This is a genomic window from Streptomyces sp. NPDC020807 (assembly GCF_040641575.1).
Taxonomy (GTDB): Bacteria; Actinomycetota; Actinomycetes; order Streptomycetales; family Streptomycetaceae; genus Streptomyces.
Map to the genome: position 1 here is coordinate 155,571 of NZ_JBFADU010000002.1, position 19,547 is coordinate 175,117.

The 19,547-nt window shown below is 73.7% G+C and carries 20 protein-coding genes; 7 read left to right on the forward strand and 13 right to left on the reverse strand.

Annotation, left to right across the window (positions count from 1 at the left end; translation table 11 throughout):
- The 3 genes from AB0G79_RS03790 to AB0G79_RS03800 all read right to left on the reverse strand — a co-directional run bounded on the left by AB0G79_RS03790 (position 1) and on the right by AB0G79_RS03800 (position 3,084).
- Positions 1-465 (reverse strand): hypothetical protein, encoded by a 465-nt coding sequence (locus tag AB0G79_RS03790; RefSeq protein ID WP_360799611.1) that lies wholly within the window; start codon positions 463-465, stop codon positions 1-3.
- Positions 466-628: 163 nt separating this feature from the next.
- On the reverse strand, positions 629-1,036 hold the full coding sequence (locus AB0G79_RS03795) for a VOC family protein (protein WP_360799613.1): 408 nt from the start codon (positions 1,034-1,036) through the stop codon (positions 629-631).
- Positions 1,033-3,084, reverse strand: a complete 2,052-nt coding sequence (locus AB0G79_RS03800; protein WP_360799616.1) for an ATP-binding domain-containing protein — start codon at positions 3,082-3,084, stop codon at positions 1,033-1,035. The genes AB0G79_RS03795 and AB0G79_RS03800 overlap by 4 nt, the downstream gene beginning before the upstream one ends.
- Before the next feature lie 233 nt (positions 3,085-3,317).
- On the opposite strand from AB0G79_RS03800, the gene AB0G79_RS03805 reads away from it, so the two are divergent.
- Complete coding sequence (locus tag AB0G79_RS03805; protein WP_360799619.1) at positions 3,318-3,515, forward strand: hypothetical protein; 198 nt, start codon at positions 3,318-3,320, stop codon at positions 3,513-3,515.
- Here AB0G79_RS03805 and AB0G79_RS03810 read toward each other — a convergent pair.
- Positions 3,512-5,152, reverse strand: coding sequence for a DNA repair helicase XPB (locus tag AB0G79_RS03810; RefSeq protein ID WP_360799622.1), 1,641 nt, complete (start codon positions 5,150-5,152; stop codon positions 3,512-3,514). The genes AB0G79_RS03805 and AB0G79_RS03810 overlap by 4 nt on opposite strands.
- A gap of 143 nt (positions 5,153-5,295) precedes the next feature.
- Between AB0G79_RS03810 and AB0G79_RS03815 the strand changes: the two genes are divergently transcribed.
- A complete protein-coding gene (locus AB0G79_RS03815) occupies positions 5,296-5,589 on the forward strand; it encodes a hypothetical protein (protein ID WP_360799625.1) in 294 nt (97 codons plus the stop codon).
- Between the two features lie 2 nt (positions 5,590-5,591).
- On the forward strand, positions 5,592-5,936 hold the full coding sequence (locus AB0G79_RS03820) for a type II toxin-antitoxin system PemK/MazF family toxin (RefSeq protein ID WP_360799629.1): 345 nt from the start codon (positions 5,592-5,594) through the stop codon (positions 5,934-5,936).
- Between the two features lie 18 nt (positions 5,937-5,954).
- Here AB0G79_RS03820 and AB0G79_RS03825 read toward each other — a convergent pair whose 3' ends face one another.
- Positions 5,955-8,510, reverse strand: a complete 2,556-nt coding sequence (locus AB0G79_RS03825) for a helicase-associated domain-containing protein (RefSeq protein ID WP_360799632.1) — start codon at positions 8,508-8,510, stop codon at positions 5,955-5,957.
- Between the two features lie 73 nt (positions 8,511-8,583).
- Between AB0G79_RS03825 and AB0G79_RS03830 the strand changes: the two genes are divergently transcribed.
- On the forward strand, positions 8,584-9,459 hold the full coding sequence (locus AB0G79_RS03830; RefSeq protein ID WP_360799635.1) for a hypothetical protein: 876 nt from the start codon (positions 8,584-8,586) through the stop codon (positions 9,457-9,459).
- A 118-nt stretch (positions 9,460-9,577) separates the two neighbouring features.
- Here AB0G79_RS03830 and AB0G79_RS03835 read toward each other — a convergent pair whose 3' ends face one another.
- The 3 genes from AB0G79_RS03835 to AB0G79_RS03845 form a co-directional block, all read right to left on the reverse strand.
- Entirely contained in the window at positions 9,578-10,390 is an 813-nt protein-coding gene (locus tag AB0G79_RS03835; RefSeq protein ID WP_360799638.1) for an ABC transporter ATP-binding protein, read from the reverse strand.
- Between the two features lie 2 nt (positions 10,391-10,392).
- A complete protein-coding gene (locus tag AB0G79_RS03840; RefSeq protein WP_360799641.1) occupies positions 10,393-11,454 on the reverse strand; it encodes an iron chelate uptake ABC transporter family permease subunit in 1,062 nt (353 codons plus the stop codon).
- Positions 11,455-11,519: 65 nt separating this feature from the next.
- Entirely contained in the window at positions 11,520-12,524 is a 1,005-nt protein-coding gene (locus AB0G79_RS03845) for an iron ABC transporter permease (protein WP_360799644.1), read from the reverse strand.
- 93 nt (positions 12,525-12,617) lie between these two features.
- On the opposite strand from AB0G79_RS03845, the gene AB0G79_RS03850 reads away from it, so the two are divergent.
- Complete coding sequence (locus AB0G79_RS03850; protein WP_360799647.1) at positions 12,618-13,253, forward strand: HAD family hydrolase; 636 nt, start codon at positions 12,618-12,620, stop codon at positions 13,251-13,253.
- Here the strand turns inward: AB0G79_RS03850 and AB0G79_RS03855 are convergent.
- Positions 13,235-13,513 (reverse strand): hypothetical protein, encoded by a 279-nt coding sequence (locus AB0G79_RS03855; protein WP_360799650.1) that lies wholly within the window; start codon positions 13,511-13,513, stop codon positions 13,235-13,237. The genes AB0G79_RS03850 and AB0G79_RS03855 overlap by 19 nt on opposite strands.
- Before the next feature lie 135 nt (positions 13,514-13,648).
- On the opposite strand from AB0G79_RS03855, the gene AB0G79_RS03860 reads away from it, so the two are divergent.
- Positions 13,649-14,032 carry a cold-shock protein gene (locus AB0G79_RS03860; protein WP_360799653.1) on the forward strand — a complete coding sequence of 128 codons (384 nt, stop codon included), beginning with the start codon at positions 13,649-13,651 and terminating at the stop codon, positions 14,030-14,032.
- Positions 14,033-14,143: 111 nt separating this feature from the next.
- Here AB0G79_RS03860 and AB0G79_RS03865 read toward each other — a convergent pair whose 3' ends face one another.
- The 4 genes from AB0G79_RS03865 to AB0G79_RS03880 form a co-directional block, all read right to left on the reverse strand.
- Positions 14,144-14,998, reverse strand: coding sequence for a 1,4-dihydroxy-6-naphthoate synthase (locus AB0G79_RS03865; RefSeq protein WP_360799656.1), 855 nt, complete (start codon positions 14,996-14,998; stop codon positions 14,144-14,146).
- A complete protein-coding gene (locus AB0G79_RS03870) occupies positions 14,995-15,852 on the reverse strand; it encodes a futalosine hydrolase (RefSeq protein WP_360800571.1) in 858 nt (285 codons plus the stop codon). The genes AB0G79_RS03865 and AB0G79_RS03870 overlap by 4 nt, the downstream gene beginning before the upstream one ends.
- Positions 15,849-16,328, reverse strand: coding sequence for a DUF2771 domain-containing protein (locus tag AB0G79_RS03875; protein ID WP_360799659.1), 480 nt, complete (start codon positions 16,326-16,328; stop codon positions 15,849-15,851). The genes AB0G79_RS03870 and AB0G79_RS03875 overlap by 4 nt, the downstream gene beginning before the upstream one ends.
- Before the next feature lie 211 nt (positions 16,329-16,539).
- On the reverse strand, positions 16,540-17,916 hold the full coding sequence (locus AB0G79_RS03880) for an MFS transporter (RefSeq protein ID WP_360799662.1): 1,377 nt from the start codon (positions 17,914-17,916) through the stop codon (positions 16,540-16,542).
- Positions 17,917-18,353: 437 nt separating this feature from the next.
- Between AB0G79_RS03880 and AB0G79_RS03885 the strand changes: the two genes are divergently transcribed.
- The gene (locus AB0G79_RS03885; protein WP_360799665.1) at positions 18,354-19,283 is read left to right on the forward strand and encodes a DUF3027 domain-containing protein; all 930 of its coding nucleotides are present in this window, start codon (positions 18,354-18,356) and stop codon (positions 19,281-19,283) included.
- The last annotated feature ends 264 nt before the right edge of the window (positions 19,284-19,547 follow it).

The following is a 19,547-nucleotide window of genomic DNA, read 5'->3' on the forward strand; positions in this document are numbered from 1 at the left end:
TCAGGTGCCGAAGTTGAAGGTGGCGTTGTCGCCGACCTTGTCGATGATCGGCGACTTCGAGCCGTAGGTGGTGTAGGTCTTGGTGACGGCCGGGGCCGGTGCCGCGGTCTCCGGGTCGGTCTCCCGTTCCCGCACGAGCGCCACCAGCCGTTCCGGATCGGGCACGACCCCGTCCTCCTCCGCCTCGGCGAGCCAGTCGGTCAACACCTCGGCCAGCTGCCGGCGTTCGTCCTCGTCGAGCCGTGAGAGGCCCTCGTCGGCCCGGCGCTCCTCGTCCGCGTCGAGGAGCTCGGGATCGGGGCGGTCCCCCCACGGGACGAGGCGGCGGAGGAAGCCCTCGCCCGCCTCGACCGTCGTGTCGGCCACGCGGTCGACGGCACGGGTCGCCACCGCCCCGCCGACGGCGCCGAAGAAAGTGGAGAGATAGGGAGCGACTTCCGCGGTGACGGTGAGCAGTTCTGACACAGGTCCCCCAGCTGTTCCGTTCGTGCACGCCGTGCACGGGAATCTCGGTGAGCTCAAGCCGATGGTAAGCCCTCGCGGAGCCCGCGCGCAGTGGTCAAGTCGGCTTGTTGTCAGTCAAGTTGGAGGGTTTGGGGGTTCCGCAGGTGGGAACGGCGTGTCGGGGTCATTTCGATGCGACGAGTTCCACCTCGAAGCCGTCCCCGTTCTCCAGGTAGGCCGCGTAGTGGCCCTCGCCGCCCGCGTACGGGTGCCGGTCGGCGAACATCAGCCGCCAGCCGTGCTCCGGGGCCGCCGCCGCGAGGGCGTCGACGGCGGCGCGGTCGCCCGCGTGGAAGGCGAGGTGGTTGAGGCCGGGGCGGAGCCGGTCGTGGGTGTCCGACGTGCGGGCCGGCGACTGCTCGACGACGAGGTACGTGCCGCCGAGCGCCCAGCTCCGCCCGCCCTCCCAGTGCTGGAAGGGCGCGTACCCGAGGGCGCCGAGGAGCCAGCCGAAGCTCTCCTCGGCCGCCGCCAGGTCGCCCACCCACAGCTCGACGTGGTGCAGGGCGCCGACGGGCGCGGAGGGGCTCACGGGGCGCCCAACTGCGTCGGCAGCGGCGCCGCGTGAACGATCGTCAGACCGGACACGGCGCGCGTCAGCGCCACGTACAGCCGCCGCAGACCGGTCCGCTCGTCCGGCTCGCCGTCGACGACCGCCGCCGGCTCGTCCAGGACCACGTAGTCGTACTCCAGGCCCTTCGCGAGCGAGGCCGGGACGAGCGTCAGCCGCGAATCGGCGCTCGTCTCCTCGCCGGGGGAGAGGTGCGCGAGCCCGGCGGCCGTCAGCGCCTCCGCGAGGGGCGCGATCCGCGCGTCGGCGGCGATCAGGCCGATGGAGCCCTCGTGGGCGAGGGAGTCGCGGCAGGCGGCGACCACGTCCGCGTCGAGATCCGCACTCGCCCGGGTTTCGAGCGACCCGGGGTTCTCCCGGACGGACTCGACGGGGGCGAGCCCGGGCGACATGTGGGGGAGGAGCCGGGAGGCGTACGCGATGACCTCGCGCGGCACGCGGAAACCGGCGGTGAGCTCCTCGACGAGGGCCTCCGGCTTCCCGAGGTGCGCGAGGGCCTGCGCCCAGCTTCCGGTCGCCCACGGCGTCGTGCCCTGCGCGAGGTCGCCGAGGATGGTCGCGGACCCGGTGGTGCAGCGGCGGCCGACGGCCCGGTACTGCATGGGGGACAGGTCCTGGGCCTCGTCGAGGACGACGTGGCCGAGCGAGTGGGTCCGCTCGATGAGGTCGCGGGCCTCGTCGATGAGGACCGCGTCGGCGGCCGACCACTTCGCGGCCTTCACGCTCCGCGCGGGCTTCGCCCAGAGCAGCAGCTTCTGCTCGTCCTCCGTCAGGAGGCCCTCGGCGTGCTCGGCGAGGAACTCGGCGTCGGAGAGGAGCCGCAGCACGAGCTTCGCGGGCTCGACGAGCGGCCAGCACTCCTTCACGACGGCCTTCACGGCCGTGTTCCGCGCGACCGCGTTCTGCACCCGGTCGTCGGGCGCCTCGCCCGCCTCCTCCATCCGGACGAGGACGGCGTGCGCGATCCGCTGCGGGAGCGCCTCGCGGGCGGCCCCGTACCGGATGTCACGCTCCGTCAGTTCGCGGACCATCTCCTCGATCTCGTGCGCGGGGACGCGCCAGCGCCGCGAGCCGCGCACGACCATCAGCGCCTCGGCCGGCATCGCGACGTGCGAGCGCAGGGCCCGGCGCAGCACCTCCGCCATGCGGGCGTCGCCCTTGACGACGGCCGTCGCGGCCTCGTCCGTGCCGCGCACCTCGACGTGTGCGACGAGGTCGTCGACGGTCGCCTGCTGGACGTCCAACTCGCCGAGGGCGGGCAGGACTTGCTCGATGTACTGGAGGAAGGACCGGTTCGGTCCGATGACGAGGGTGCCGGTACGGGCCAGCCGCTCCCGGAACGCGTACAGCAGGTAGGCGACGCGGTGCAGGCCGACGGCGGTCTTTCCGGTCCCCGGGCCTCCCTGGACGCAGACCGTCCCGGCCAGGTCGGAGCGGACGATCCCGTCCTGCTCGGGCTGGATGGTGGCGACGATGTCCCGCATGGGGCCGACGCGGGGCCGCTCGATCTCGGCCTGGAGCAGGCGGCTGGTGTGCTCCAGCTCGGTCGGGTCGGAGAGGTGCTCGTCCTCGTACGCGGTGAGCTCGCCGCCCGTGTACCCGAAGCGGCGGCGCAGCCCGACGTCCTGCGGGTCCTTCTTCGAGGCCTGGTAGTACGGCTGCGAGACCGGCGCGCGCCAGTCGATGACCATCGGGTCGCCGTCGGCGTCGTGGACGTGCCGCCGCCCGATGTAGAAGCGCTGACCCTCCTGCGTGGTGTGCAGGTAGTCGAGGCGGCCGAAGAACAGCGGGGTGTCGGCGAGGTCGGCGAGCGCCTTGATCCGGTCCTCGATCTGCCGCCCGAGGACGAGGGAGTTGACCCAGTTCGCCGTGACGTCCTTGATGTCGAGCGCCTCGACGTCCTCGCGCATGGCACGCAGGGCGGCCCGCGAGGAGGTGAGGTGGGCGCGCTCCCGGGCGAGCGGATCGGCACCGGAATCGGTATCGGGTACGGGTGCGGGTGTGGACACGACGAAGCCTCCGAGCAGGTGGTTACACGGACACGACAAGGTGGCCGCCGGTTTCCGACCGGGCGGCGGCGCTCCGTGCGACGACGGGAGGCGGGGGAGCCGACGAGTGTAACGCGGTGCGGGTGGGAGGGGCGAACGTCCTGCCCCCTAAGGGTCGGGGTCCGACGAGAGGGTGACACCGGTTCCACCCGCAGGCCGATGTGTTCGAAATGCCCGAATTCCATCATGGAGGCATGGCAGCGACGACCTTCACCCCCGTGTCCGAGGCGGTCACCACCGCCACCCCCCGACCCCACGCCCGGGCCAGGACCGCCAAGGCCCTCCGGGCGATACGCGCCTTCGGCGGCGCCGCCGTCTCGGTCGCCCTCCTCGGCGACTACGGCCCGCCGGAGGCGGGAGTCAGAGACCCCCGCCCCGCCCGTGTGCGTTAGGGCGCGAGCAGCTCGTCCGCGTCGACGATCCGGTACGCGTACCCCTGCTCCGCCAGGAACCGCTGGCGGTGCGCCGCGAAGTCCTGGTCGATCGTGTCCCGCGCGACGACCGAGTAGAAGTGCGCCTGGTGACCGTCCGCCTTCGGGCGCAGCACCCGTCCCAGGCGCTGGGCCTCCTCCTGGCGGGAGCCGAAGGTGCCCGAGACCTGGATGGCGACCGTCGCCTCCGGCAGGTCGATGGAGAAGTTCGCGACCTTCGACACCACGAGCACGCTGATCTCGCCGTTGCGGAACGCGTCGAAGAGCCGCTCCCGCTCCTTGTTCGACGTCTCGCCCTTGATGACGGGCGCGTCGAGGTGCGCGCCGAGCTCGTCGAGCTGGTCGATGTACTGGCCGATGACGAGGATCTGCTGCCCGGCGAACTTCCTGACCAGCGCCTCCGTGACCTTCCGCTTCGTCGCCGTCGTCGCGCAGAAGCGGTACTTCTCCTCGGCCTCGGCCGTCGCGTACGCGAGCCGCTCGGAGTCGGTCAGGTTCACCCGGACCTCGACGCAGTCGGCGGGCGCGATGTAGCCCTGCGCCTCGATCTCCTTCCACGGCGCGTCGAACCGCTTGGGCCCGATGAGCGAGAAGACGTCGGACTCGCGCCCGTCCTCCCGTACCAGGGTCGCGGTGAGCCCCAGCCGCCGCCGGGCCTGGAGGTCGGCGGTGAACTTGAAGACCGGCGCGGGCAGCAGGTGCACCTCGTCGTAGACGACGAGCCCCCAGTCGCGGGAGTCGAAGAGCTCCAGGTGCGGATAGATGCCCTTCCGCTTGGTCGTCAGCACCTGGTACGTGGCGATCGTGACGGGCCGGATCTCCTTCCGGGTCCCGCTGTACTCGCCGATCTCGTCCTCCGTCAGCGAGGTCCGCTTTACCAGCTCGGCCTTCCACTGCCGGGCGGAGACGGTGTTCGTGACGAGGATCAGCGTCGTCGCCTTGGCCTCGGCCATCGCCCCGGCCCCGACGAGCGTCTTCCCCGCGCCGCAGGGCAGCACGACGACACCGGAACCGCCGTGCCAGAACCCGTCCACGGCCTGCCGCTGGTACGGCCGCAGGGTCCAGCCGTCCTCGGCGAGCTCGATCGGGTGCGCCTCCCCGTCCACGTACCCGGCGAGGTCCTCGGCAGGCCAGCCCAGCTTGAGCAGCGTCTGCTTGATCTGCCCGCGCTCGGAGGGGTGCACGACGACGGTGTCGGGGTCGATCCGGGCCCCCACCAGCGGCTGGATCTTCTTCGACCGCAGGATCTCCTCGAGGACGGGCCGGTCGGTGCTGGTGAGCACGAGCCCGTGCGCGGGGTGCTTGGACAGCGTCAGCCGCCCGTACCGGTCCATCGTCTCGGCGATGTCGACGAGCAGGGCGTGCGGCACGGGGTAGCGGGAGTACTCGACGAGCGCGTCCACGACCTGCTCGGCGTCGTGCCCGGCGGCCCGCGCGTTCCACAGCCCGAGGGGCGTGAGCCGGTACGTGTGGATGTGCTCGGGCGCCCGCTCCAGCTCGGCGAAGGGCGCGATGGCCCGCCGGCACGCCTCGGCGAGCTCGTGATCGACTTCGAGGAGCAGCGTCTTGTCGCTCTGGACGATGAGTGGCCCGTTCACGCGCGATCAGATCCTTCCCGGGCCGCTCCGACGACGGCCAATCCTCCAGTGTGCAGCATGGTTGCCGCTGCGGGGCAGTGCGTGGGATGCTCGCGAGGTACCCGTATGACAGATGTACTACGCGAGGCGGGGAGTCGATTCCCATGGCGGCTGAACGAGCGGGTGAACGAGCGGCGGAGACGGCCGGCAGCCCTGCCCAGGTGAGGCTCTCCCGGCAGGACTGGGCGGACCTGCGGGAGACGATGGCGATACTGCGCCTCGAATCGACCTCGGACGCACTGCGGGAGGCCATCCGGCTCCTGCACAGGGAGGCCCGCCAGATCGAGGCGGCGCGGAACATCGCCCGGTTCTACGGTGAGGGCGGAGCCCCCGGCCCGCTGCTCGACGAACTGGTCACCGAGGCGGACCTCGCGGCAGCGGACTCGGCGGAGTTCTGAGCGTGACGCCGACCCTCTCGATGCCTCCGCTGCGCGGCCAGGTGTGGGCCTGCGCCTTTCCCCAGCCGATCGGGCCGCACCCCGTGGTGGTGCTGACGGCCAACAGGATCTCCCGACGCCTCGCCGGTGTCACGGTCGCGCTGGTCACCGGCACGTCCGGACCGGAGGAGACGCACGTCGCCGTCGGCCCGGAGAGCGGCCTCAAGAAATACGCGGAGTCGTACGTCGACTGCACGGAACTGCACACCGTCGGCAAGCCGCGACTGCGCCGCATGCTCGGGCTGCTCGCGCCCTCGGAACTCGCCGCCGTCGAGGCGAGGGTGCGCGTCGTCCTCGAACTGGACTGACCTCGGACCCGGTCGCCCTCAGACCTGGTCGTCCGCCAGTTCCGCCACCCCCGTGATCCGGTGCAGCGGATACGTGCGGACCTCGTCGGCCGTGTGGTCGTAGCCCGTCACGAAGCCGCCCTCCACCCGGACGGGGGCGATGACCCGCTGGCTCGCCGCGCCCTCCGCGTTGACGTAACCGATCCAGACCGCCGTGCCCGTCATCGCCGCCATCTGGACCGTCGCCAGGGTCTCGGCCGCGGACGTGCGGGGCAGGCCGCCGGAGGTCGTGGGGGTGGCCGGCTCCTTGCGTACCGCCGTCGCCGCCCGGTCGCCCGCCCGGATCGCCTTGACCGCCGCGCCGAGCAGGGTCGCGTCCGGGGTGGGCGGGCCGTCGGGGACGGGCACCGGGGCCGTACGGGCCGGGGTGCGGTAGGCGTCGGCGCGGGCGATCAGCAGGTCGCCCTCGGCGGACTCGGCCGCGGGCGCGTAGCCGAGGGCCCGCAGCCCGTCGAGGAGCGTCACCGGGTCGGCCTGCGCCGCGAGGACCGTCGGCGCGAGCCGCCGCAGTCCCAGGTGGGCGGAGCGCCGGTCGGCGAGGATCTCGCCGAGGACGGTGTCGTCGTCGCAGCGCACGTACGCCGAGGCCGCCCCCACCTTCAGGTGGCCGTGGCGCCGGGCGACGTCGTCGATGAGATAGGCCAGCGGCTGCGGGACGGGCGTCCGGGAGTGCGCGGCGAGGAAGGCGTGCAGGTCGGTCGCGGTCTGCCCGGAGTCGAGCGCGCGCCGCACGGAACCGGGCGTGAACCGGTAGACCGTCGCGCCGCCCTTCGACTCCACGTCGGCGAGGACGCCGAGCGCGTCGGCGAGGGGCCGCCGCAGCGGCCCGGGCGCGACGGCCGTCAGGTCGGCCTGGAGGAGGACGTGGTCGACGGCCTCGGGAAGCAGCGGTGCGAGGAGCGTCGCCGCCCGGGTCGCGGCGACCGACGGTTCGACGCCGCCGCCCTCGTCGGCGGGGGAGGCGGCCTCGGCGAGCGGCAGGTTGAGCAGGGCGCGGGCGGGCCCGGAGAGCGCGCCGCGGCCGGTGAGCCCGAGCAGCTCGGCCTCCTCGAGCGTCCAGCGGGCGACGAGCGACCGCAGGTCGGACCCGGAGCCCCCGGCGTCTCCGCCGCCCGCGTGTGACCCGCCCGCGTTTCCGCCGCCCCGCAGCGGCCGCTCCCACCGCAGCCGCGCGAGCAGCGACTCGGGGTCGGCGGCGGAGCCCGGCGGCAGGGTCGCGAGGAGCAGCAGCATCCGGTGGCGCACCTCGGGCGCGGAGGACCGGTCCAGGTCGGGCCCGAGCGCGGACAGCGTCCGCCCCTTCGCGTCCTGGCCGCCGACGAGCCCGGAGGTGCGGGTCGCGGTCAGCCAGGGCGTGACGAGCGCGGCCCACCGCTCGGCGGGCGGGAGGTCGAGCCAGTCGTCGTAGGCGGGCGTCGGGGCGTACCGCTCGTCGGCCTCGCCGTCCGAGGCGAGCAGCCCCGCCGCGTACCCGAGCTCCATCCAGAAGGCGGCGATCCGCTCGGACACGTCCAGGCCCGCCGCGACCCGCTTCAGGTCCCGTACGGCCAGACCGCCCGCCCGCAGGACCGGCGGGCCGCCCAGGTCCCAGGACTTCAGGAGCTCCTCGACCGTGGCGAGGGCGACGTGCGCCTGGCCGGCGGCGGCGTTGTCCACAACCTGGGGACGGTACTCGCGCGACACCACCGGCTCCGGCGCCACCGGCTCCGGCGCGCGGTGCGCCCGCCCGCCCCGCAGGTGCAGCGCCACCTCGCGCGGCAGGACCATCGTCCGCGCGGACACGGGCAGGAGCAGCCCGCGGTCGCGGAGCCAGCGCACGGGCGGCGCGGGATTGGCCGTCACCTCGCCGTACGGCGGTCCCCACACGAGCCGGTCGACGACGGCGAGGGCCTCCGGCGGCGCGGTGTCGAGCAGTGCGCCCATGCGGTCGCGGTCCGTGAAGAGCGCGGTCAGGGCGGCGACGGCCGACACCGGGTCGTGTGTCGCGGGCAGCCCGGCCGCCTCGATGATCTCCTGCACCCGGCCCGGGGACATCCCGGACGTCGCCTCGGCGACGGTCGGCCCCAGACCCGTCGGGGACGGGTGCTGCGCCGACGGCGCGAGCAGCTCGCGCGCCGTCCGCACGAGCCGCAGCCGCTCGTCGTCGCCCCACACGAGCGCCTGCTCGCGCAGCAGCGCGACGGCTCCGGGCAGCGCGGCCTCGATCGCCGGGTCGCCCTCGTCGCCGGTGAGCAGACCGAGGAGCACGGGGTACGGGGTCGGGTCCGGGGCCACCGCGAGCGCCTCGGCCGTCTGGAGCGCGAACCGGTCGAGCCGTTCGACGGCCCGCACGACCGAACCGCGCGTGCCGGCGCGGGTCGCCAGCTGCGTCAGGTCGTTCGGCACGGGACCCAGCAGATCCGGCCGGGCGCGCAGCAGCGCGGCGAGCCCCTCGTCGCCCCGCGCGCGCAGCGCCTCCGCGAGCGTGCGCGGCGCGGCCGCGGCGCCAGTTGCTTCGGGCACGTGCGCCTCCCGGTCGAGCTCACCGATCCCCATCCGCACCACGTTAGCCCCTGCCCGCGCGCTACCGTCGGGTCCGTACCGGGCGAACCGGCAGGGGAGGGGCACCGTGGGGTTCGAGAACGACCAGTTGGTCTACGACTACCTGAGCCGGGTCGGGGACCTGGCGCAGCAGCGGGAGCTCCCGGAGAGCGACCGGATGCGGCTGGTGTCGACGCTGCGGAGCGAGATCGACGACCGGCGGCGGTCGACGGATTCCGACGACGACGAAACGACGGAGACGGTACGGGGCATCCTGGGCGCGCTGGGAACCCCGGACGAGGTGGTGGCCAAGGCGGCGGTCCCGGCGCCGCGGCAGCCGGACTGGTGGAGCACGGAGGGCGAGGACGTGCTCGGCTTCCAGGGCGTCATCGAACGCCCGGACCTCTTCTACAAACCGGAGCCGGAGCCGGAGGAAGAGGATCCGGAGTCCGAGGAGCGGGAAGGTCCTCCCGAACGGCGGAGCGCGTGGACACGCGCCAAGGCCGTACTCCGCCGCAGGAAGCCCGAGGAGCCAGAGGACGAGGCCCACGAGGACCACGAGGACCAGGATGAGCAGGAGGAGTACGAGGAACCGTCGGCTCGCGCACGATCCTCCCGCCTGCCCCGGTTCTCGAACCCCTTCGTCCTCCTCGCGGCCCTTCTCCTCCTGGGCGGAGCGGTCTACGGCTCCCTGATCGCCCTCGCGGCGGGCTGGATCCTCGCGTACGCCTCCCGCCGTCTGAACCCCGGAGAGATCAAGACCGCCGTCCTCGTCCTCCCCGGCCTCGCGGCGACGGCCGGCATCGCCTGGATCTGGGGCCGGGTCGCGGGCCGCTGGGGCGAGCCGATCGAGGCGGGCGGCCCGGCGATGAGCGCGGCGATCGGGGAGACGTGGCCGTGGGTGCTGCGGGGGGCGGCGACGGCGTCGGCGCTGTTCCTGGTGTGGAGGTCGCGACGGCGGTAGGCGCACCGGTGGGCGGGCCGCCGCGTGGGGGGAAATGCACGCCGCAGGCGCCCCCACCCGCAGGCGCCCCCAGCCCGCACCGGCCGCCCCGCCCTACTCCCCTCCCTACTACCTCTCCCTACTCCCCCTCCCCCTCCCAAGGGCTCCCCGGCACCACCAGCGGCGACCCCGTCACAGGGTCCGGAACGACCACCGACTCCAGCCTGAACACGTCCCGCACCAGCTCCGCCGTCACCACCTCCGACGGCGCCCCCTCCGCCACCACCCGTCCCGCCTTCATGGCGACCAGGTGGTCGGCGTACCGGGCCGCCTGGTTGAGGTCGTGGAGGACGAGGACGACGGTCCGGCCCCGCAGTCGGTTGAGGCGGCGTACGAGGTCGAGGACCTCGACCTGGTGGGAGATGTCCAGGTACGTCGTCGGCTCGTCGAGGAGCAGCAGGTCCGTCTCCTGCGCGAGCGCCATCGCGATCCAGACCCGCTGCCGCTGGCCGCCGGACAGCTCGTCCACGGACCGTTCGGCGAGCGCCGTCACGTCCGTACGGGCCATGGCGTCGACGACGGCCCGCTCGTCCTCCTCGGACCACTGCTTCCACCAGGCCTGGTGCGGCTGCCGGCCGCGCGACACGAGGTCGGCGACGGTGATCGCCTCGGGTGCGACGGGCGTCTGCGGCAGCAGGCCGATGGACTGGGCGATCCGCTTGGTCGGCAGCTTCGCCAGCGATTCCCCGTCGAGGAGCACGGAGCCCCCGGCGGGCTTGAGGAGCCGCCCGAGCGCCCGCAGGGTGGTCGATTTGCCGCAGGCGTTGGGGCCGACGATGACGGTCACCTTGCCGTCGGGGATCGCGAGGTCGAGGGAGTCGACGACGGTCCGCTCCTCGTAGGCGAGCGTCAGCTCGCGCGCGGTCAGCCTGCTCTCGGTCAACCTGGTCACGCTCACGCCTTACCTCCACCAACAGCTCGGCTCCGCACGATGAGCCAGATCAGATACGGGGCGCCGACCGCCGCCGTGAGGACGCCCACGGGCAGTTCGACGGGGGAGAAGAGCCGCCGTCCGAGGAGGTCGGCGGCGGTGACGACGACCGCCCCGGCGAGCGCGGAGCACAGCAGCGGGATCTGCGCGGTCCGCGTCATGCGGCGGGCGATCTGCGGCGCGAGGAGCGCCACGAAGTCGACGGGTCCGGCGACGCCGGTCGCGACGGAGGCGAGGACGACGCCGACGGCGACGAGCCCGAGCCGGACGCGGCCGAGCCGTACGCCGAGCCCGGTCGCCGTGTCGTCGTCGAGGGAGACGGTCCGCTGGGCGCGGGCGGCCCACAGGACGGCGGGGAGCATGAGGAGCAGCGTCCAGCGGATGGGCGCGGACTCCTCCCAGCCCCGTCCGTTGAGGGAGCCGGTCATCCAGATCTGCGCCTGCTGGGCGACGAGGAAGTCGCCCTTGGTCATGAAGAGCGTGGTGAGTGACCGCAGGGCGATCGCGAACCCGATGCCGATGAGGACGAACCGGGTCGCGTGGAGTCCGCCGCGCCACGCGAAGAGGTAGACGAGGCCGGCGGCGAGCACGCCGCCGGCGATGGAGAGGTACGGCAGGACGGTGTACGAGGCGAGCCCGAAGGTCATCGCGGCGACGGTGACCGCTCCGGCGCCCTGGCTGATGCCGATGATGTCGGGGCTGGCGAGGGGGTTGCGGGCGACTGTCTGGATGAGCGCGCCCGCGATGCCGAACGCGGCGCCGACGGCGAGCGCGGTGGCGAGCCGGGGCTCGCGCAGCTTCTCGACGACGAACGCGGACGGCGACGACTCGCCGAAGAGGATCCGTACGACCTCCGACGGCGGCACGAACCGTTCGCCGACGCACAGGTACGCGACGGAGACGGCGGCGAGGAGTGCCAGCAGCCCGGCGGCGACGGCGGCGGACCGCCGGTGCACGAGGAACGAGGCGCGCCCGACCCGTATGAGCCCGTATCCGGCGGGCTGAACCCCACGCACGCCACGCACGGCACGCACCCCACTCACCCCACTGACCCCAGCCCCACGCACCCCACGCACCCCACTGGCCCCCCTCACGCCGGCACCGCCTTCCGCCGCACCAGCGTCACCAGGAACGGCACCCCGATCAGCGCCGTCATCACCCCGGCCGGCACCTCGCCCGGCGGGAACACGATCCGTCCGGCGACGTCCGCGACGAGCAGCATGACGGGTCCGACGAGCATCGCCATGGGCAGCACCCACCGGTGGTCGGAGCCGACGACGGCCCGTGCGATGTGCGGGACGGCGAGGCCGACGAAGGCGACGGGCCCGGCGGCGGCGACGGCCACGCCGGTGAGGACGGTCGCGCCGAGCCCGGCGACGATCCGGACGGTCGCGACGCGCTGCCCGAGCCCCTTGGCGACGTCCTCGCCGAGCGCGAGCGCGTCGAGGCCGCGCGCGACGGAGACGACGAGGACGAGGCCGAGGAGGAGGAAGGGCCAGATCTGGCCGATGATCTCGGCGTCCCGGCCGTCGAGGGAGCCGATCTGCCAGAACCGGAACTCGTCGAGCGCGGACGCCTTCGTCGTGAGGATCCCGGTGGTGACGGAGAGCAGGAGCGCGTTGATCGCGGCCCCGCCGAGCGCCAGTTTCACGGGCGTCGCGCCGCCGCGCCCGCCGGAGGCGATGGCGTAGACGGCGACGGAGGCGAGGGCGGCGCCGAGGAAGGCGAACCACACGTACCCGCCGAGGTCGTGCACGCCGAGGAACGCGATGGCGAGGACGACGGCCACGGACGAGCCCTGGCTGATGCCGAGGATGCCGGGGTCGGCGATCGGGTTCCGGGTGATGCCCTGGAGGGCGGTCCCGGCGAGGGCGAGCGCGGCGCCGACCATCAGCCCGACGACGGTGCGCGGGACGCGGAGCTCCCGTACGACCTGGGCGTCGTCGCTGGTGCCGCCGTGGAGCAGCGCGTCGAAGACGGTCGAGGGTGCGATGGCGCGGGCGCCGACGGTGAGGCTGAGGAGGACGGCGACGAGCAGGGCGACGACGGCCGCCGAGGTCGCGAGAACGCGTCGGGAGCGGAAAGCGGCTGACATGAGGCCCCAGGGGGAGGTTTGGTAAGGCTGGCCTCAGTGTATGCAGCACGCAGATGCGTCCGGACGGGGCCCAGGGTCCCGGAGAATGTCCGCATGACGACCCCGGAGACTCCCCAGCCGCCCTTCACCGTCGGCTTCGACCTCGACCTGACCCTCCTCGACACCCGGCCGGGCATCAAGGCCGCCTGGCAGGTCTTCGCCACCGAGACCGGCGTCGACATCGACACCGACCTCGTCGTCTCCCGCCTGGGGCCGCCGCTCGAACGGGAGATGGCGCACTGGTTCCCGGCGGAGCGGGTCCCGGAGATGGTCGTCCGCTACCGCGCGCTGTACCCGCTGTACGCGATCGAGCCCTCGCTCCCCATGCCGGGCGCGGTGGACGCGATCGAGGCGGTGCGGGAGGCCGGCGGCCGGACGATCGTCGTCACCGCGAAGAAGGGTTCGCACGCGGAGCTCCACCTCAAGCACCTCGGCATCCCCGCCGACGCCGTCTTCGGAGAGCTGTGGGCCGAGGGCAAGGCGCGGGCGCTGCGCGCCGAGGGCGCCCAGGTGTACGTCGGCGACCACGTCGGCGACGTCCGCGGCGCCGCCACCGCCGGGGCCCTCTCGGTGGCCGTGGCGACCGGCCCGTGCGCCCCCGAGGAGCTCAGCGAGGCCGGGGCGGACGTGGTCCTCGCGGACCTGACGGACTTCCGCGCCTGGCTGGCGGGCTACCGCGCCGGAAGCTGAGTGGCCGAAGCCCTGCGGGCCTGACGCCGCTGGGCGGCGATCGACCGCAGGACACCGGCGGCGGCGACGGCGAAGCCGACGCCCATGAGCATGGAGACGGTGTACGCGACGGTGGGGAACGGGTCCGTGCCGAGGAACAGCGGAGCCACGGTGACCAGCGTCGCCACGGCCCCGATGCCGAAGATCACGACACCGGCCTTGACGAGGCCGTCGCCGGGCGCGCTGTCGTCGTCGGGTGCGGCGGGGGTTTCGTTACGCATTCGGCCAGGGTAGTTCCCAGGTCTGAGGAACCACTCCGGGGACGTCTTCTCCGTCCTCCCCGTACCACTAGCCTTCTGCTGCACACCCAGTGACGGGTGCCCACCCCAGCGACGATCACGAGGACGAGGACAGACGTGCCTACCGGCAAGGTCAAATGGTTCAACCCCGAGAAGGGCTTCGGCTTTCTCTCCCGCGACGACGGCGGCGACGTCTTCGTGCACTCCTCGGTGCTCCCCGACGGAGTCGAGGCGCTGAAGCCCGGCCAGCGGGTGGAGTTCGGTGTCGTCGCGGGTCAGCGCGGTGACCAGGCGCTCTCGGTCACGGTCCTCGACCCGACCCCGTCCGTGGCGGCGGCCCAGCGCCGCAAGCCCGACGAGCTGGCGTCGATCGTCCAGGACCTGACGACGCTCCTGGAGAACATCACGCCGGCGCTCGAGCGCGGCCGGTACCCGGAGAAGGCCGCGGGCAAGAAGATCGCGGGCCTGCTGCGGGCGGTCGCGGACCAGCTGGACGTGTGACCGCGGACCGGCTGGACGTGTGACCGCGGACCGGCTGGACGTGACCGCGGACCGGCTGGACGTGACCGCGGACCGGCTGGACGTGGAGGAGCCGACGTCCGAAAGGGCCGGTTACGGGAAGGCCAGCGCGTCCGGGCCGAGGGGCGGTACGAGTCCCTCGGCCGCCGCGCGCGTGAGGAGCCCGCGGACGGCCGCGTAGCCGTGCTCGCCGAGGTCGGCGGTGAACTCGTTCACGTACAGGCCGATGTGCTGGTCGGCGACCTTCGGGTCCATCTCCTGGGCGTGCTCCAGGACGTACGGCCGCGAGGCCTCCGGGTCGTCCCAGGCCATCCGCACCGAGGCGCGGGCCGAGTCGGCGAGCAGCCGCAGGGCCTCCTCGCCGAGGGACCGGCGGGCGACGATCGCGCCGAGCGGGATCGGGAGCCCCGTGGTGGCCTCCCAGTGCTCTCCCATGTCGGCGAGGCAGTGGAGCCCGTACCCCTTGTAGGTGAACCGGGCCTCGTGGATGACGAGCCCGGCGTCGACCTTGCCGTCGCGGACGGCGGGCATGATCTCGTGGAACGGCATGACGACGACGTTCCCGACGCCGCCGGGCACGGTCTCGGCCGCCCAGAGCCGGAAGAGCAGGTACGCGGTCGAGCGCTCGCTCGGTACGGCGACGGTCTTCCCGGCGAGGTCCGCCCCGGAACCGGCCTCCCGGGTGAGGACGAGCGGCCCGCAGCCCCGGCCGAGGGCGCCGCCGCAGGGGAGGAGCGCGTACTCGTCGAGGATCCAGGGCAGGACGGCGTACGACACCTTGAGGACGTCGTGGTCGTCGGTGCCGCCCTCGGCCCAGCCGTTGGTGATGTCGATGTCGGCGAAGGTGACGTCGAGGCGCGGGGCGCCGGGGACGCGGCCGTGGGCCCAGGCGTCGAAGACGAAGGTGTCGTTCGGGCAGGGCGAGTAGGCGATCTTCAGCTTGGTCACGAGGACTCCTCGACGAGAACGACGGTCCGGTCGGCCGGCTCGACCGACGCGACCGATCCGGAGGACGCGACCGATCCGGAGGACGCGAACGACCGGGAGGACGCGAACGACGCGAAGGCGCGCCGCAGCGCGTCCAGGGCGTCGCCGATGCGCCAGGCGGCCCGGTCGCGCGGCCCGACGGCGTTCGAGACGGCGCGGACCTCGACCACGGGGACGCCGTACGCGGCGGCGGCCTCGGCGACGCCGAAGCCCTCCATGGCCTCGGCGGCGGCATCCGGGTGGCGTCCGGCGAGCTCGGCGGCGCGGGCGGCGGTGCCGGTGACGGTGGAGACGGTGAGGACGGGCGCGAGGGCGTGCGGCAGCCCGGCGGCGGCGAGGGCGGCGGCGAGGGGGCCGGTGAGCGCCTCGGGCACGGGGTGGGCGGAGCGGCCGAAGCCGAGCGCGTCGACGGACAGGTACCCGTCGGGGGTCTGGGCGCCGAGGTCGGCGGCGACGATCGCCGTGGAGACGACGAGGGAGCCGAGGGGGGCGTGCGGGGCGAAGCCGCCGGCGATCCCGGCGGAGACGAGGAGCTCGTAGCCGGTGCTTTCGCCGGGGCCTTTGCCGGGGTCTTCGCCGGCGCCTTCGAGCGAGGCGACGGCGAGCGCGGTCCCGGTGGCGGCGGCGACGGCCGCGGGCCCGACCCCGCCGACGAGCACGTCGACGCGGAGGCCGTCACGGGTGTGGCGGCGCAGGGAGAGCCCGCCGGGAAGGGAGACCGCCTCGGGATCGCCCGAGGTGTCGGAAGTGAGGCCGGCGGCGACGGAGTCAGCCTCCGCCGCCACGGCCGTCACGATCAGAACCCTGTGGTTCAGGATTCCTTCTTGAGCTTGAAGTGCCAGATGCCGGTGAGCTGCTTGCCGGTGTTCTCGACGATGGTCACCTGGGTCTCGTTGGTGGCCTCGCCGGACTGGCTGGAGAAGAAGGCGCTGGCCGGGATGGTCCGGTACGTCTTCTTGTACGGCTCGGGCTCGGCCTGCTGGCCGCCGAGGAAGATCGTCCAGCCGTTGTCCGCGATGTCGGGGTCGACCCCGAAGCGGATCTTGTCGTCCATCGCCACGGTGATGGACTTCTCGGCCTTCTTGTTCAGGCACTGCTGGATCTGCGATTCCTTGATCGCCTTGCCGTCGTTGTAGCAGGCGGCCTCGGAGTGGATCGAGTCGGTCCCGACCGTCACGGTCGCGATCGGCGTCGGCTTGTCGCAGGCGGAGAGAACGAGGAGCCCGGCGGAGACGGCCCCGAGGGCGACGGCGGCCCGGCGGCGCGAGCCGGAGAAGAACGCAACGGTCATGAGCCGAAGGCTATCGGGCCGCCGCGCCCGCGCCACGCGGGGGTACGGCGTGCCGCGCCCGGTGACCCCGCTGCGACCTGCGGACGGCCCCGGTAAGCCCCGTAAACACCCATACGTACGGGTTACGGGCCTCCGGCCGCCCTCGTCGCGCCCCGACCGCGCGCCCGCCCGACCGCGCGCCCGCCCGACCGCGCGCCCGCCCCGACCGCCGTCACCGGGCGGCGCGCGGCCGCGAGTCGTCGCGGGGCTGGCGTCGGGAGGCGGCGAGAAGCCCCCGTACGGCGAGGAGGGCCCCGAGCGCCAGGATCCCGGCGGCGACGGCCATGCCGAGGGTGCCGTTCAGCGGCAGCGAGATCCCGATGCCGCCGCCGATGACCCAGGCCATCTGGAGGGCGGTCTCGGAGCGGGCGAAGGCGGAGGTGCGGACGGACTCGGGGACGTCCCGCTGGATGAGGGCGTCGAGGGAGAGCTTGGAGAGGGCCTGGGTGAGGCCCGCGACGGCGCCGAGGACGGCCACCATGAAGCCGCCGAAGAAGACCGCGGCGCAGACCGCCGTGCCGCAGACGACGCTGATCATGGTGGCGATGATCACCTCGGGCGCCTGTCCCCGCTCGCGGAGGAGGGAGCCGACGGCCGTGCCGCAGGCGTTCCCGACCCCGGCGGCGACGGCGACCATGCCGAGGGAGACGGCGGCGCTCTGACCGGAGAGTGGGTGCTCGCGGAGGAGGAAGGCGAGGAAGAAGATCAGGAAACCGGAGAGCATGCGCTGCGCGGCGTTGGCCTCCAGGCCGTGCAGCACCGACGGCCCGACGGTCCGCAGGCTCGGCTTCTTCTCCCCGTGCGTCAGCAGGTGCGCGCGCCGCTCGCCCTTGGCCGAGTCGACCTTGTGCGGCATGCGGAAGGCCCAGAACGCGCCGAGGACGAAGAGCACGCAGGCGCCGTAGAGCGGCCAGGACGGCCCGATGAGCTGGAGCCCGGCGCCGGCGGGCGCGGCGATGCCGGTGGCGAGGAGCCCCGCCAGGGTGACCCGCGAGTTGGCTTTGACCAGCGAGAAACCCGGTGGGAGCAGCCGGGGCACGACGGCGCTCCGCACCACCCCGTACGCCTTCGAGGCCACCAGCACCCCCAGCGCGGCCGGATACAGCTCGAGGCCGCCCGTGGCCACCGCCCCCGACATCATGATCGCGAGGACGGCCCGGGTGAGCATGGCGCCGGCCATGGCGGCGCGGCGGCCGTGCGGGATGCGGTCGAGGAGCGGACCGATCACCGGGGCGAGGAGGGCGAAGGGGGCCATCGTGATGGCGAGGTAGAGCGCGACGCGCCCACGGGCCTCGTCGGTGGGGACGGAGAAGAAGACGGTGGAGGCCAGGGCGACGGTGATCATGACGTCCCCGGCGCCGTTCACGGCGTGCAGCTCGATCAGCTTGCCGAGCCCGGACTCCCCGGCGCCGTGCGCGTGCGTGGCCTTGCGGATGCCGCGCGCGGTCCCGGTGAAGGGCAGGTGCAGGGCACGACCGACCGACCGGCCCGCTCGGCTGAGCGGCCCGGCATGATCGTGTGATCGCGCGGGGGACCGTGCGGCTGCCACTCCGTCATAGTGCCCCACGGGGCGGCGGGACGAACGCGACCGGGCGGAGCTGGGGTGTCGTGAAGGACGCCCGGGACGCGTGCGGCGCGCCCGCGAAAAGGCCCACCGACGCTGTGGGACCTGCGTGTTGAGGCCCTCCCGGCCGTCCGGGAGGCGGGACCGGGGATTCCGGGATCCGGTCCACTTGGGACGGGCAGGTGGGCGGAGGCCCGGGAACGGGGTAGCGTGCGTAGCGCGTCACCGGCGGAAGTTCTCGGCCGCGCGCCTCTTCGGCATCCCGCAGAATGGATGGCGTTAGGTGTGCCCGAGACACGCGAGACAAAGTCGGGCGCGGACGTCGATGCGGCCCCCTGGTCCGCTCCGCCCGCCGCCCGTGGCTTCGCTTTCGCCCCTCGGCCGGCGCACCCGAGAGACGGCGTAGGAGAGAAGCGAGACCTGTGAGTACTGCGACGACGCGAAGCGGTGCCCCGCGTACCCCGCGAGCCACGCGTACCCCCGACCGCCTGTGCGTCGAGGCCGTAGACCTCGCGCGGGAGGCCGCCGAGGAGGCGGCCGCGCCAGGGATCGTGGGCGCGCACGTCGAGGTCGTCGCGGAAGGCGACCGGGTCGTCACGCACTTCTTCGAGTCCAAGGAGCCCGGCTACCGCGGCTGGCGCTGGGCCGTGACGGTGACGCGCGCGTCGCGCGCCAAGAACGTCACGCTTGACGAAACCGTCCTGCTGCCCGGCGCGGACGCGCTGCTCGCCCCGGAGTGGGTGCCGTGGAGCGAGCGCCTGCGCCCCGGCGACATGGGCCCCGGCGACCTCCTGCCCACCGAGCAGGACGACCCGCGCCTGGAGCCCGGCTACACGGGCGAGGACACGCCGCCGCCGAACTCCGTCGTCTCCGAGGAGATGGCCGACCACCTCGACGCGGAGGACGCGGAGGTCGTCACCCGCACGCCGTCGCGGACCGCGATCGCCTCCGTCGCGGAGGAACTGGGCATGCGCCGGGCGCGCGTCCTCTCGCGGTACGGGCTCCACGTCGCGGCGGACCGCTGGGACGAGGCGTTCGGCGCGAAGACGCCGATGGCGCAGGCGGCACCGGCCTCCTGCGAGTCCTGCGCCTTCCTGGTGCCGCTCGCGGGCTCCCTGAAGCAGGCGTTCGGCGTCTGCGCGAACGAGTTCGCCCCGGCGGACGGCCGGGTCGTCTCCCTCGCGTACGGCTGCGGCGGCCACTCGGAAGCGGCCGTCATGCCGAAGCCCCCGAGGCCGGCGCCGCCGGTCCTGGACTCCATGGCCACGGACGCCTTCCCCCTCCGCCCGGCCAAGGACTCCGGCTCCACCACGGAACCCGACGAGACGGTCGAGGACCTCGGCCACTCGTAACCCCTGCGGCGGCTTCCGCCCCCTGGGCCACCGGTAGCCCCTGGGGCTCCTTCCGCCCCCTGGGCCACTGGCCTGTCCGCCGGGCCGGTGGTCTGACCCCTGGGCCGGTGGCCTGTCCGCCGGGCCGGTGGTCTGGCCTTGGGCCGTCGGTTCGTGCTCTGGGCCGTCGGTTCGTCCTCTGGGCTGGTGGTCTGGCCTTGGGCCGTCGGTTCGTGCTCTGGGCCGTCGGTTCGTCCTCTGGGCTGGTGGTCTGGCCTTGGGCCG